The sequence below is a fragment of the Kitasatospora fiedleri genome, from assembly GCF_948472415.1.
In the GTDB taxonomy this organism is placed as follows: Bacteria; Actinomycetota; Actinomycetes; order Streptomycetales; family Streptomycetaceae; genus Kitasatospora; species Kitasatospora fiedleri.
In genome coordinates, this window is record NZ_OX419519.1 from 3,630,414 (window position 1) to 3,642,875 (window position 12,462).

Consider the following 12,462-nt stretch of genomic DNA (forward strand, 5'->3'; position numbering starts at 1 on the left):
CACCGGGACGGCCCCGGCGCCTCAGGGCGTGGCGCTCGGCGAGGGCTGGCCGGCGGGGCCGGGGGCGGGCTCCGGGCCGGTCCAGTAGACCGTGCCGCCGCAGCCCGCCGGCAGCGTGGTGCCGACGGGGCGGCCCGCGGCGGCGGTGATCGGGTCGGGGGTGTAGCCGAGCGCGAAGGCGGCGGCCGGCGGGGGGCCGGCGGTCGCACCGGAGCTCGGGTCGGCGGTCGGGGTCGGGTCGGCCGCGACGGCGGCCCGGGTCGGCCCGGGGGCCGGGTCGGCGGCGGCGACGGCGGTGTCGGTGCCGCCGCCGGGCAGCGCGCCGCCGCTGGCGGCCGGGGTGGGCTGCGGCGGCCCGGCCGGGCCGGTGGGCGAGTCGGAGGCGGTGGGGCAGCGGGTGGGCACCCAGGCGAAGCGCACCAGGTACGAGCCGCCCGCGCCGAGCAGGACGTCGGCGGGCAGCGCCGCCGGGTCGGGCAGCGAGCCGGCCGGGTCGCCGACGCTGTGCGCGAGCAGGTGGACGCCGCTCGCCCCGGTGCCCAGGGCGAGCGTGCCTGGGCCGGGGAGCCGGCAGGTGCGGGTGCCGGTGTTGGTCAGCCGGAACCATCCGTACACCTTGCCGCTGTCCGGGTCGGCGGCGGCCTGCTGGACGTCGGCCCGGCCGAGGTCGGTGCCGGTGCAGGCCGGTGCGGCGGCGGGCGAGCTGCCGGGCCCGGCGGCGGCGGACGGGTCGGCGGAGGCCCCGGGGCCGGTCGCGGCCGGGTCGGCGGGGGCAGGGCGGCGGTGGTGTGCGGGTGGCCGGGCCGGCTGTCGGGCGTCCTGGTCGGGCTGCTGCCGGGGCCGGGCGCGGCCGGCCCGCCGGTGGAGTCCCCGGACAGGCTGAACGGCTGGGTGGCGTTCACCACCGGCAGCGCGGCGATGGCGGCGGCCAGCACCACGGCCCCGCCCACCGCGCGTCGGCGCACGGCGCGGCGGCGCGGTACGGCGGCGCGCAGCCGGGGCAGCGCGCCGGGTTCGGGTTCGACGGCGGCGACGGCCCGGTGCAGCCGCTCGCGGAGCCGGTCCTCGGTCAGGGCCCCGCTCGGCGCGCCCCCGGGGAGGGTTCCTTCGCTCGGCTCGCCCTCGCTCGGCGCGCCCTCGGAAGGGGCTCCCTCGGGGAGGGCGCCATCGGGGAGGGCGGGCCCGTCCTCAGTCATCGCCCTGCTCCATCCGCACCCGCAGGGCGGCGAGCCCGCGCGACCCGTACGCCTTCACCGAGCCGATGGAAATGCCGAGCACCTCCGCGACCTGAGCCTCCGTCAGGTCCGCGTAGTAGCGCAGCACCAGTACCTCCCGCTGACGGCGTTGCAACCCCCGGAGCGCGGCCTTGAGTTCGTCGCGCTCCAGCGCATCGTAAGCCCCCTCTTCTGCACTGGCCATGTCAGGCATGGGCTTGGGCAGCAGCCGGAGGCCGAGCAGGCGGCGGCGCAGGGTCGACCGGGACAGGTTGACCACGGTCTGCCGCAGGTAGGCGAGCGTCTTCTCGGGGTCGCGGACCCGGCGCCGGGCGGCGTGCACCCGGATGAACGCCTCCTGCACGACGTCCTCGCAGGAGGACAGGTCGTCCAGCAGCAGCGCGGCGAGCCTCAGGAGGGAGCGGTAGTGGGCCCGGTAGGTGTCGGTGAGCTGGTCGACGCTGGCCCCGGTCGCGTCCGCTGCCGCCGCGGCAAAGCCCATCCGACTACCGCCCCGCCGGGCCGCCCCGGGCAGGGCGGCCGCCACCGCCGCCCCGGTCACGTTCATCACGATGGTTGGACACACGATCCCCTGTCCTGGTTGCCCCGGCCCGGGGGCATTCTTGCGGGAAGAGGAATCCCCCTCCCGAGCGCACTGGCTCCGAAGGGGGATTCTGGCAGACCCGGCGGACGGGCCGGGTCCGCTTCACCCGTCCCGCACACAACCGTTGCGGTGTGGGTATCCGGCGAACCCGGACGGGCCGCGCCGTCTCAGCGGCCGGTGCCGCCGTAGACGACCGCCTCGTCGCTCTCGCTGTCCAGGCCGAACGCGGTGTGCACGGCGCGGACCGCCTCCGGCACGTCCTCCGCGCGGGTGACCACCGAGATCCGGATCTCCGAGGTGGAGATCAGCTCGATGTTCACGCCCGCCTCGGAGAGCGCCTCGAAGAACGTCGCCGTGACGCCCGGGTTGGAGCGCATGCCGGCGCCGACCAGCGAGATCTTGCCGATCGCGTCGTCGAAGCGCAGCGACTCGTAGCCGATGCCCTCCTTGACCCGGTTCAGCGCCTCGATGGCCTTCTGCCCCTCGTGGGTGGGCAGCGTGAAGGAGATGTCGGTCAGGCCGGTGGCCGCGGCCGACACGTTCTGCACGACCATGTCGATGTTGACCTCGGCGTCCGCGATCGCGCGGAAGATCCGGGCCGCCTCGCCCGGCTTGTCGGGCACGCCGACGACGGTGACCTTGGCCTCCGACGTGTCGTGGGCGACTCCGGAGATGATGGCCTGCTCCATCTCGCCCCCTTCGGGCTTCTTGTTCGGGTTGGTGCCGCTGACGATCGTCCCCGGGAGACCGGAGAACGACGATCGTACGTGAATCGGGATGTTGTAGCGCCGCGCGTACTCCACGCAGCGGTCGAGCAGCACCTTCGAGCCGGACGAGGCCAGCTCCAGCATGTCCTCGAAGGCGATCCAGTCGATCTTGCGGGCCTTCTTGACCACCCGCGGGTCGGCGGTGAACACGCCGTCCACGTCGGTGTAGATCTCGCAGACCTCGGCGCCCAGCGCGGCCGCCAGCGCCACCGCGGTGGTGTCCGAGCCGCCGCGGCCCAGCGTGGTGATGTCCTTGGAGACCTGCGACACGCCCTGGAAGCCCGCCACGATCGCGATGTTGCCGTCGTCCAGGGCGGCCCGAATCCGGCCCGGCGTCACGTCGATGATGCGCGCCTTGTTGTGGGTCGAGTCGGTGATCACGCCGGCCTGGCTGCCGGTGAACGACTGGGCGTCGAAGCCCAGCGTCCGGATCGCCATGGCCAGCAGCGCCATCGAGATGCGCTCTCCGGCGGTCAGCAGCATGTCGAACTCGCGGCCGGACGGAATAGGGGTCACCTGTTCCGCGAGCTCGATGAGTTCGTCCGTGGTGTCACCCATCGCGGAGACCACGACGACGACCTCGTGGCCGGCCTTCCTGGTGTCCACGATGCGGCGGGCGACGCGCTTGATGCCTTCGGCATCCGCGACGGATGAGCCGCCGTACTTCTGCACGACAAGGCCCACGGGGGCTCCTCGACTTGGGGTGGTAGGTCGCGGCCAGTCTAACGAGCAGGGGTTCTCCGGCCGACGCTTTCCACATCGTGAGATGCGGATATCGAACTCTGGTCACCGCCGACCGGCAGGTCTGCGGGCCCCGGCCGCCCGCCCCGAAGAATCGCCGCCCGGGCACCGCCCGCCACCCGGAATCTTCGCCTCCGGGGTGCCGGTGACAGATGCGTCACACCCGGAACGCCCGGAGGCGGGCCCCCGCGGACCGCGCGGGCCTACAGACCGAGTTCGGCCGCCATCAGGTCGCCGGCCTGCTGCTCCAGCTGCTCGTCCGTCAGCCCGTCGTCGTCGGTGTCCGCGCCGTCCGGCACCGCGCCCAGCGGCGAGTCCAGCCGGACGTGCGCGATCAGCGACTGCAGCGCGCGCAGCACCGCCGAGCAGGTCGAGCCCCAGTTGGACAGGTAGGAGAACTGCCACCACCACAGCGCCTCCGAGACCCGGCCCTCGCGGTAGTGCGTCAGCCCGTGCCGCAGCTCGCTGACCACGCCCGCCAGGTCGTCCGAGATCCGGAACGCGCTCGGCTTCTCCGGCGGACCGTACGGGTCGAACACCTCGTGGTAGACGTCGATCGGCGCCAGCAGCTCGGCGAGCCGCTCGCGCAGCTCCACCCCGTCCGGCTCCGGACCGGTGTCCGGCTCGAAGCGGTCCTCGGGCAGCACGTCCTCGATCGCGCCCAGGCGGCCGCCCGCCAGCAGCAGCTGGGAGACCTCCAGCAGCAGCAGCGAGATCGCACTGCCCGGCTCGTCGCCCTTGGCGACCTCGGTGACGGCCAGCACGAAGCTCTCCACCGAGTCCGCGATCTGCACCGCGAAGTCGTCCGGGGCCTCGGTCCGGCCCAGCGGGCCCGGCAGTCCGGACAGTTCAGAGGTGTCGGTTCGGTCAGACATCGAGCAGTCGTCTCCCTTCGAACGCCCGGCCGAGGGTGACCTCGTCGGCGTACTCCAAGTCCCCGCCGACGGGCAGTCCGCTCGCCAGCCGGGTGACCTTGAGGCCCATCGGCTTGCACAGCCGGGCCAGGTAGGTCGCGGTCGCCTCCCCCTCCAGGTTGGGGTCGGTGGCCAGGATCAGCTCGGTGACCGTGCCGTCCGCGAGCCGGGTCATCAGCTCGCGGATCCGCAGGTCGTCCGGGCCGACCCCCTCGATCGGGCTGATCGCCCCGCCCAGCACGTGGTAGCGGCCGCGGAACTCGCGCGTCCGCTCGATCGCCACCACGTCCTTGGGCTCCTCCACCACGCAGATCACCGCGAGGTCGCGGCGCGGGTCCAGGCAGACCCGGCACCGCTCGGACTCCGCGACGTTGCCGCAGACCGCGCAGAACCGGACCTTCTCCTTGACCTGCTGCAGCGCGTGCGCCAGCCGGCGCACGTCCACCGGATCGGCCTGGAGGATGTGGAAGGCGATCCGCTGGGCGCTCTTCGGACCGACCCCGGGCAGTCTGCCCAGTTCGTCGATCAGGTCCTGCACCACGCCCTCGTACACCGTCACGCCTTCCTTCGACCGGGGTCCGGGGTTCGCACTCCGGTGCCTTCTCCGGTGCCATCATCCAACGAATCGGGCACCGGACACACCGCCCGACGCCCTACTGGCCCATAAATCACACAACCCGTTACCGGGGGTTCCCGGCCGTGCGCCCGGCGTGCACGCCCCGGCGGGTCCGCGGGTCCACAGGTCTGCAGGGAGGGGCGGGTGCCCGTCAGCGGCAGGCGGATACCCTCCGGAACGGACCGAATGCCCTCCGGGGACGAGCAGATGCCCTCGGTGTCAGAACGGCAGGCCGGGGATGCCGCCGCCGCCCAGGCCCTGGGTCAGCGGGCCCATCCGCTCGGCCTGCAGCTTCTGTGCCGCCGCGGCGGCGTCGCGCACCGCGGCCACCACCAGGTCGGCCAGGGTCTCGGTGTCCTCCGGGTCGACCGCCGCCGGGGAGATGGTCAGCGCGACCAGCTCGCCCGCACCGGTCGCCGTCGCCTCCACCAGGCCGCCGCCCGCAGAACCGGACACCCTCGCCTCGGCCAGCTCCTGCTGCGCCCGGGCGAGGTCCTCCTGCATCTTCTGCGCCTGCTTCAACAGCTGCTGCATGTTCGGCTGCCCACCAGGGAACACGGGACTCTCCTCGATCCGTCGACACTGCACACACCGGCGCGCACCCGGCCGAAACCGCCCGCACCGGCACCTCGCCCCCGAGCCTACGCGGCCGTCCGTCGGCCCCACGTCAGTTCTCGTCCGCGGTGCCGTCCGCCGTCCCGCCCGCTGTCCTGCCCGCGCGGGTCGGCGGTCAGTTCGGGCGGTGGTGGATCTCCTCCAGCACCGTCGCGCCCAGCTCGCGGACGATCAGCTCCTGGGCGGAGAAGACGTCCTCGTTCAAGTCCGGGTCGTCCTCCTCCGGGACGTCGTCCTCCGGCGCCACGGCGGGCGGGGCCTGCACCGGCTGCGGCCGCTGCTGCTGCTGTTGCGGCTGCTGCCGCTGCGGCGACGGCGGCTGCGGCTGCGGCTGCACGGGCGGGGCCTGCACCGGGGCGGGCGCCTGCTGGACCGGGGCGGCCGGGGCCGGAGCCGGGGCCTGCGGGGCGGGGGCCGACCACTGCTGCTGCGGCTGCGGTGGCTGCGGCTGGACGGCCGGACGCGGGGCCGGGGCGCCCCAGCCGCCGACCACGGGGGCGGGCGGGGCCGCGGACTGCCCGGCCGGCGGGTTCGTCGCGCCCGACGGGTCGACGATGCACTCCACCCGCCAGTCCACGCCCAGCGCGTCCGTCAGCGCCTGCCGCAGCACCTCGTCGCTGTGGCTGCCGACGAAGCTGTCCCGGGCGCCCGCGTTCACGAACGACACCTGGAGGGTGCTGCCGTCGAACCCGGCCACCTGACCGTTCTGGCTCAGCAGGATCCAGGTGAACCGGCGGCGGTTCTTCACCGCCTCCAGGATCTGCGGCCACATCTGCCGGATCTGGCCCGCGCCCTGCTGCGCCGCCACCGAGGGTTGCACGCCGATCGGCGGCTGGACGGGCACGGGGGCCGGGGCGGGCGCGGGTGTGGGTGCGGGTGCCGCCGGGGCCGGAGCCGGGGCCTGGGCCGTCGGGGCCGGGGCGACGGCCTGGTGCTGCGGCTGCTCACCGGGCGAGAAGCTGCGCGGGATCGGCCAGGCGCCCGGAGCGGGACCGGCCGGCGCGGGGGCCGGCGGGGACTGCGGAGCCGGCGCGGGCTGGACGGCTGCGGGCGCCGGGGCCTGTTGCTGCTGGGGCTGTTGCTGCTGTTGCGGCTGGGACTGGGGCTGGGGTTCCGGCGCGGCGGCCATCGGCTGGAACGCCACCGGGGCGGCGAAACCGCCCGTCGCGGCGCGGCGCTCCAGCTTGTCCAGCCGGGCCTGCACCGAGAGCTCGTCCCCGTACGCGCCGGGCAGCATCACCCGGGCGCAGATCAGCTCCAACTGCAGCCTGGGCGCGGCGTTCCCGCGCATCTCGGTCAGGCCGGTGTTCACCAGGTCCGCGGCGCGGCTCAGCTCGGCCGGGCCGAAGCGGTCGGCCTGCGCCTGCATGATCGCGATCCGGTCGGCCGGGGCGTCGATCAGGCTCTTCTCCCCCGCGTCCGGCACCGTGGCCAGGATCACCAGGTCGCGCAGCCGCTCCAGCAGGTCCGTCACGAACCGCCGCGGGTCGTGCCCGCCCTCGACCACCCGGTCGACCACCTGGAACACCGTCGCGCCGTCCTGCGCCACGAAGGCGTCCACCACCTCGTCCAGCAGCGCCGCGTCCGTGTAGCCCAGCAGCGACGTCGCCATCTGGTACGTCACACCGGCCTCGCCGGCGCCCGCCAGCAGCTGGTCCATCACCGACATCGAGTCGCGCACCGACCCGGCGCCGGCCCGCACCACCAGCGGGAACACCGCGTCCTCGACCTCGATGGCCTCCCGCCCGCACACCTGCGCCAGGTAGTCGCGCAGCGTGCCCGGCGGCACCAGGCGGAACGGGTAGTGGTGGGTGCGGGACCGGATCGTCCCGATCACCTTCTCCGGCTCGGTGGTCGCGAAGATGAACTTCAGGTGCTCCGGCGGCTCCTCCACCACCTTCAGCAGCGCGTTGAAGCCGGCCGAGGTCACCATGTGCGCCTCGTCCAGGATGAAGATCTTGTAGCGGCTGTGCACCGGCGCGAAGAACGCCCGCTCCCGCAGCTCGCGCGCGTCGTCCACACCACCGTGCGAGGCGGCGTCGATCTCGATCACGTCGATCGAACCCGGCCCGCCCGTCGCCAGGTCCTGGCAGGACTGGCACTCCCCGCACGGCTCCGGGGTCGGCCCCCGCTCGCAGTTCAGACAGCGGGCCAGGATGCGGGCGCTCGTCGTCTTCCCGCACCCGCGCGGCCCGCTGAACAGGTACGCGTGGTTGACCCGGTTGTTGCGCAGGGCCTGCTGGAGGGGGGAGGTCACGTGCTCCTGCCCGATGACCTCCGCGAAGGTCTCGGGGCGGTAGCGGCGGTACAGGGCTAGGGACACACCCCCGAAGATATCGGGACCAACCGACAAACGCCGCCGCCCACCCGCCAACACCCCACGAAACGCAAGGACCCCTCGCGCACCCGCCAGAGCCCTCCTACCCTTGCTGCCTTCCGGCCCTGGGGGAGTTCAGAGAGATAGCGCCACGCGAGGGGCTGCCCCAAGAGTAGCGGATCCCGACCCCCACTCCCCCCACCCACCCCCAACTCCGATCCCCAGGCCCACCCCCACCACCCACCTGCGAGACCGTGGTCGCAACCACCCCTCAACGTGTACTAAGCTCTCCCACGGAGGATTCGCCTAGAGGCCTAGGGCGCACGCTTGGAAAGCGTGTTGGGGGCAACCCCTCACGAGTTCGAATCTCGTATCCTCCGCAGGTCAGAGGGCCCGCACCGTTCACCGGTGCGGGCCCTCTGCATTTTTGTCCTCTCCGCGGCCTCTGCCTGTCGCTGCGTAGCGCTGCATTCCGGGCTCATGACAGCGCAGGACGATCGGGACGGCGCACGGGTCGAGGCCGCAGACGACACCTCGACGCTCATCGCGCGCGTCCGGGAACGAGCGCAGCAGGGCAGGGGGGAATTGCCCGCACGGGCCGGGGCCGGTGAGATCGCCGCGGCCGAACGCGAACTCGGCTTCCCGCTGCCGCCGTTGCTGGCACGGCTGTATCAGGAGGTGGCCAACGGCGGCTTCGGCCCTGACTGCTTCCTGTTCCCGCTGATCGGCGAGGGGCGGACGGCGGTCGCCGAGTACCGCCCCTGCGCATACTGGCCGCGGGGCCTGTTGCCGATCCTGGACTGGGGCTGCGGCATGTACGCCGCGGTGGACTGCCAGGACCCCGAGACGCCGGTCCTGCTCTTCGAGCCGAACGCCGACCCTGACGACTGGGCCGAGGCGTGGTTCACGGATTCACCCTCCCTCGCGAAGTGGTTGCGCTCCTGGGTCGACGGCACCGACTGGTGGGAGAAAGAGGTCATGCCGGCTGCAGATGCGCCCGAACCCCAGCCCTGGCCCGACGCCGCGAGACGGTTTTCCTCCTAGCCCGAGCCAGCGGCGTACGTTATTCTGTACGCCATGAAGACGATGAGCGCGACTGAGCTCCGCAGCAACCTCGCCGCCGCCCTCGACTCCGTCGAGGACGACGCCGAGGAGCTCATCATCACCCGAGCCGGCCACGAGCCGCTGGTCGTGGTCTCCCTGGCTGAGTACGCCTCGCTCCGCGAGACCGACTACCTGCTGCGGTCTCCTGCCAACGCCGAGCACCTGCGCCAGTCCCTCCGGGATTACCAGGAAGGCCGGATGCAGAGCCGCGAACTGATCGACCCCGAGGACGTCACCGAGCAGTCCGCGTGAAGATCCGGTTCACTGACGGCGGCTGGGCCGACTACCTCTACTGGCAGGCGAACGACCGCCGCCTGCTCAAGCGCATCAACCAGTTGATCGAGGACATCCGCCGCAACGGCCACGAAGGCATCGGCAAACCCGAACCACTGCGCCACGAACTCGCCGGGGCGTGGTCCCGTCGGATCGACCAGGAACACCGCCTGGTCTACGTCCTCGACGAGCCGGCGGACACCGTGTGCATCATTGCCTGCCGGTACCACTACAGCAAGTAGTCCTGCAGGGCCCGCTGGTCTCAGTTCTGGTCTCATTCATGCCCGTCCACCAGGGTTCATCCGCTTCAGCTACGACCGCTCCGACACAGGCCAGGACGGGTTCGTACCGCACCGAACAGCGGTGAGGAGAATGGGAGAGCGCGTTGGGGGCAACCCCGCACGAGTTCGAATCTCGTATCCTCCGTCGGCCGAAGGCCCGGACCGTTTCGACGGTTCGGGCCTTCGTCGTGTCAGGCCGCGTACGATGCGCCGGGTGGAGGGGGAACGCGGGCTGGTGGGGCGGCGGTTGGTGGGGGCGGTGGCCGTGGCGCTGGTGCTGGCCCATCTGCTGAAGGGGGTCGGGCGGGCCGCTGCGGAGCCGGTGGTGGGGGCGGTGGTGGTGGGGGTCTGCCTCGGGTTGGTGGGGTTGCAGTCGCGGCACACCCGGAAACTTCCCGGGTGGGCCGGGTGGGCGACCGTGGAGGTGGGGGTCGGGTTCCTCGCGGTGGGGCCGCTCGGGGTCTCGGTCGGTCTGCTGTGCCTGCCGGTGGCTTCGTCGCTGTTGGAGCGGCGTCGGGTGCTGCTGGCCCTGCTGGCGGCGGGGGCGGTGCTGGTGGAGGCGGTCCGGGCCCCGGGGGTGCGGGAGGCCGTCGACCTGCTGCTGACGGTCGCCCTGGGCGGCAGCATGCTCTACGCCGTGACGACGTTGGCGCTGCTGGCCGGCCGGGTCCACGACACCCGGCTGGAACTCGCGGCCTCCGCGGTCACCGGCGAGCGGCTGCGCATCGCGGCCACGATGGGGAAGGGGTTGGACCCGGGCATGGCCGCGATCCGGGCGGCCGCGGAGCGCCGGAATCCGGCGGAGCTGGACGGGTTGATCGGCGTGGCCCGCCGGACGCTGGCGGCGGTCCGGGCCGCCGCCGCCGAGCTGCGCAGCCTCTCGCTGGCGCCGGAGGCGGCGAGCGCCCGCGCCCTGCTGGCTTCGGCGGGCGTCGCGGCCGAGCTGCGGATCGGGCACCGCGAGCCGCTGGGCCCGGCCGGGACGGTGCTGGCGACGGTGCTGCGGGAGGCGGTCACCGCGGTGGTGCGGGTCGGGGACGCCCGGCGGTGCGAGGTCTCGACCGAGGAACGGGCCGGGCGGGTGGTGCTGCGGGTGGTCAGCGACGGCGTGCCGACGGCGGCGCTCGGCGCGGACCTGCTCGACGACCTGGCGGGGCGGGTGCGCGCGGTCGGCGGCCGACTGGCGGCGGGGCTGGAGGCCGACGGGCGCTTCGCGGTGGAGGCGTCGGTGCCCGCGACGCCGGCCTCGCCCGCCGTGGACCCGCCGGAGCTGCGGACCGCCCTCGGCCTGTACTGGTTCGTGCTCGCCGTGTTCTGCGCCAGGGCGTTGATGTTCGTCCCCGGCCCCCGGCTGGCCCTCGGGGCGGGATGCGCGGCGGTCTTCTGCGCCTTCCAGGTCCGCTTCTCGATCCGGGACGCGACGCGGCACGCCCGCGCCGCGCTGCTCGCCTCCGCGGTGCTGGCCCTGCTGCCGCTCCCCTGGCTGGGGCGGAACTGGATCGGCGCGGCCGGCATCCTGGCCGGTTCGCTGCTGATCGCCCTGCCGCTGCGCGCGGGCGCGGCGCTGGCCGGCGCGGTGGCGGTGTCCGCCGGGGTCCTCGGTGGCGGCGGCGCGGCCACGGTGCCGCTGACCGCCGTGAGCGTGCTGATCACCTGCGTGGTGGTGTACGCGGTGCTTCGCCTGGTCCGGCTGGTGCGGGAGTTGGAGCGGACGGCGGACGGGCGGGCCCGGGCCGCCGTCGTCGCCGAGCGGCTGCGTGCCGCCCGGGACCTGCACGACCTGCTCGGGCACGGCCTGACCGCGATCCTGCTCAAGGCCGAGCTGGCCCGGCGGCTGGCGGACACCGATCCGGTCCGCTGTCGGGCCGAGCTGTCGGACATCGTGCGGCTGGCCGAGCGCGGCCGGGCCGAGCTGGGGACGGTGGCCGCCGACGGCCCCCGGCTGTCGTTCACCGCCGAACTGGCTTCGGCGGCGGCGGTGCTGGAGGCCGCCGGGATCACCGTGGAGCTGGAGGACGGGCCGGTACCGGACGCGGCGGGGGCCGTGCTGGCCGTGGTGCTGCGCGAGGCCGTCACCAACGTCCTGCGGCACAGCCGGGCCCGGTACGTGCGGATCGCCGTCTCGGCGGCCGGGGAGGTGGTGCGGCTGGAGGTGGAGAACGACGGCGTCGGGGCGGACGTCACCGCGCCCGGCTCCGGGATCGGCGGGCTGACGGTCCGGCTGGCCGGGGCGGGCGGCACCCTGGCCGCCGGGCCGGAGGACGGCTGGTACCTGCTGCGGGCCGAGGTGCCGCCGCGTTGAGCCGCGGGGGGCCGGCGGCGGTCAGAGCCAGCCGGCCTCGCGGGCGATCCGGACGGCGTCCGTGCGGTTGCGGGCGTTCAGCTTGCCGACGACCGCGGTCAGGACGTTGCGCACCGTGCCGGTGGACAGGTGCAGGCGCGCGGCGATCTCGGGCGGTTCGGCGCCACCGGCCAGTTCGCGCAGGACGTCGTTCTCGCGGGGGGTGAGCGGGTTGTCCGCCAGGTCCCAGGCCGCGACGGCCAGGGCCGGGTCCAGCACCCTTCCTCCGGCCGCCACCCGGCGGATGGCCGCGACCAGTTCGGCGGGCGGCGCGGTCTTCAGCAGGAAGCCGTCGACCTTCGCGTCCAGGGCCCGGCGGAGCAGCCCGGGACGGGCCAGCGAGGTCAGCATCAGCGTCCGGCAGGCCGGCAGCTTCTCCTTCAGCGCGGCGGCCGCCTGCAGGCCGTCCGTCCGGCCCGGCATCTCGATGTCCAGGACCGCCACGTCGGGGTGGAAGGCCAGGGCCCGGGACAGCACGTCGTCCGCCGAGTCGGTCTCCGCGACGACCTCCAGGTCGGGTTCCAGCCCGAGGAGGGCCACCAGTGCCCCGCGCACCACGTGCTGGTCCTCGGCCAGCAGGAGTCTGATCATGGCCCGACCCTACCCGTGACGACGTCACGGGTACCGCGTGATCCCTTCCCTGGGAAGGGAGTTCGCGGGCCGGGAGGCTGGAGG

13 protein-coding genes, 1 tRNA gene and 1 other RNA gene are annotated in these 12,462 nt (G+C 74.0%); 5 read left to right on the forward strand and 10 right to left on the reverse strand.

What is annotated here, in order from left to right:
• Positions 1 to 21: 21 nt before the first annotated feature.
• The 9 genes from QMQ26_RS16765 to ffs all read right to left on the reverse strand — a co-directional run bounded on the left by QMQ26_RS16765 (position 22) and on the right by ffs (position 7,954).
• The gene (locus QMQ26_RS16765) at positions 22 to 615 is read right to left on the reverse strand and encodes a hypothetical protein (RefSeq protein WP_282206213.1); all 594 of its coding nucleotides are present in this window, start codon (positions 613 to 615) and stop codon (positions 22 to 24) included.
• Positions 594 to 1,196, reverse strand: a complete 603-nt coding sequence (locus QMQ26_RS16770) for a hypothetical protein (protein WP_282206214.1) — start codon at positions 1,194 to 1,196, stop codon at positions 594 to 596. The genes QMQ26_RS16765 and QMQ26_RS16770 overlap by 22 nt, the downstream gene beginning before the upstream one ends.
• Positions 1,189 to 1,716: a SigE family RNA polymerase sigma factor gene (locus QMQ26_RS16775; protein WP_199847139.1), complete on the reverse strand. Its 528-nt coding sequence runs from the start codon at positions 1,714 to 1,716 to the stop codon at positions 1,189 to 1,191. Before QMQ26_RS16775 ends, QMQ26_RS16770 begins: the two co-directional genes overlap by 8 nt.
• Positions 1,717 to 1,985: 269 nt before the next feature.
• Entirely contained in the window at positions 1,986 to 3,269 is a 1,284-nt protein-coding gene (locus QMQ26_RS16780; protein ID WP_100837464.1) for an aspartate kinase, read from the reverse strand.
• Between the two features lie 260 nt (positions 3,270 to 3,529).
• Complete coding sequence (locus QMQ26_RS16785) at positions 3,530 to 4,201, reverse strand: DUF5063 domain-containing protein (RefSeq protein ID WP_100837463.1); 672 nt, start codon at positions 4,199 to 4,201, stop codon at positions 3,530 to 3,532.
• Positions 4,194 to 4,793, reverse strand: a complete 600-nt coding sequence (gene recR / locus QMQ26_RS16790; protein ID WP_100838613.1) for a recombination mediator RecR — start codon at positions 4,791 to 4,793, stop codon at positions 4,194 to 4,196. The genes QMQ26_RS16785 and recR overlap by 8 nt, the downstream gene beginning before the upstream one ends.
• A 282-nt stretch (positions 4,794 to 5,075) precedes the next feature.
• The gene (locus tag QMQ26_RS16795) at positions 5,076 to 5,390 is read right to left on the reverse strand and encodes a YbaB/EbfC family nucleoid-associated protein (protein ID WP_370447598.1); all 315 of its coding nucleotides are present in this window, start codon (positions 5,388 to 5,390) and stop codon (positions 5,076 to 5,078) included.
• Positions 5,391 to 5,586: 196 nt separating this feature from the next.
• A complete protein-coding gene (locus QMQ26_RS16800) occupies positions 5,587 to 7,794 on the reverse strand; it encodes a DNA polymerase III subunit gamma and tau (protein ID WP_282206215.1) in 2,208 nt (735 codons plus the stop codon).
• A gap of 63 nt (positions 7,795 to 7,857) precedes the next feature.
• An RNA gene (ffs, locus tag QMQ26_RS16805) (signal recognition particle sRNA small type) lies at positions 7,858 to 7,954 on the reverse strand.
• 129 nt (positions 7,955 to 8,083) lie between these two features.
• Between ffs and QMQ26_RS16810 the strand changes: the two genes are divergently transcribed.
• From QMQ26_RS16810 to QMQ26_RS16830, 5 genes are all read left to right on the forward strand, one after another.
• Positions 8,084 to 8,168, forward strand: a tRNA-Ser gene (locus QMQ26_RS16810).
• Positions 8,169 to 8,268: 100 nt separating this feature from the next.
• Positions 8,269 to 8,832 (forward strand): SMI1/KNR4 family protein, encoded by a 564-nt coding sequence (locus tag QMQ26_RS16815; RefSeq protein WP_282206216.1) that lies wholly within the window; start codon positions 8,269 to 8,271, stop codon positions 8,830 to 8,832.
• Positions 8,833 to 8,874: 42 nt separating this feature from the next.
• Positions 8,875 to 9,144 (forward strand): type II toxin-antitoxin system Phd/YefM family antitoxin, encoded by a 270-nt coding sequence (locus QMQ26_RS16820; protein ID WP_449768974.1) that lies wholly within the window; start codon positions 8,875 to 8,877, stop codon positions 9,142 to 9,144.
• On the forward strand, positions 9,141 to 9,407 hold the full coding sequence (locus tag QMQ26_RS16825; protein WP_282206217.1) for a Txe/YoeB family addiction module toxin: 267 nt from the start codon (positions 9,141 to 9,143) through the stop codon (positions 9,405 to 9,407). The genes QMQ26_RS16820 and QMQ26_RS16825 overlap by 4 nt, the downstream gene beginning before the upstream one ends.
• 253 nt (positions 9,408 to 9,660) lie before the next feature.
• Positions 9,661 to 11,748, forward strand: a complete 2,088-nt coding sequence (locus QMQ26_RS16830) for a histidine kinase (RefSeq protein WP_282206218.1) — start codon at positions 9,661 to 9,663, stop codon at positions 11,746 to 11,748.
• A gap of 21 nt (positions 11,749 to 11,769) precedes the next feature.
• On the opposite strand, the gene QMQ26_RS16835 is transcribed toward QMQ26_RS16830, so the two are convergent.
• The gene (locus QMQ26_RS16835) at positions 11,770 to 12,378 is read right to left on the reverse strand and encodes a response regulator transcription factor (RefSeq protein ID WP_100837437.1); all 609 of its coding nucleotides are present in this window, start codon (positions 12,376 to 12,378) and stop codon (positions 11,770 to 11,772) included.
• Between the last annotated feature and the right edge of the window lie 84 nt (positions 12,379 to 12,462).

Coding starts and splice junctions, on each gene's coding strand:
- QMQ26_RS16770 (WP_282206214.1), bottom strand. CDS start 1,196: ATGACTGAGGACGGGCCCGCCCTCCCCGATGGCGCCCTCCCCGAGGGA.
- QMQ26_RS16775 (WP_199847139.1), bottom strand. CDS start 1,716: ATGGGCTTTGCCGCGGCGGCAGCGGACGCGACCGGGGCCAGCGTCGAC.
- QMQ26_RS16785 (WP_100837463.1), bottom strand. CDS start 4,201: ATGTCTGACCGAACCGACACCTCTGAACTGTCCGGACTGCCGGGCCCG.
- QMQ26_RS16795 (WP_370447598.1), bottom strand. CDS start 5,390: ATGCAGCAGCTGTTGAAGCAGGCGCAGAAGATGCAGGAGGACCTCGCC.
- QMQ26_RS16815 (WP_282206216.1), top strand. CDS start 8,269: ATGACAGCGCAGGACGATCGGGACGGCGCACGGGTCGAGGCCGCAGAC.
- QMQ26_RS16820 (WP_449768974.1), top strand. CDS start 8,875: ATGAGCGCGACTGAGCTCCGCAGCAACCTCGCCGCCGCCCTCGACTCC.
- QMQ26_RS16835 (WP_100837437.1), bottom strand. CDS start 12,378: ATGATCAGACTCCTGCTGGCCGAGGACCAGCACGTGGTGCGCGGGGCA.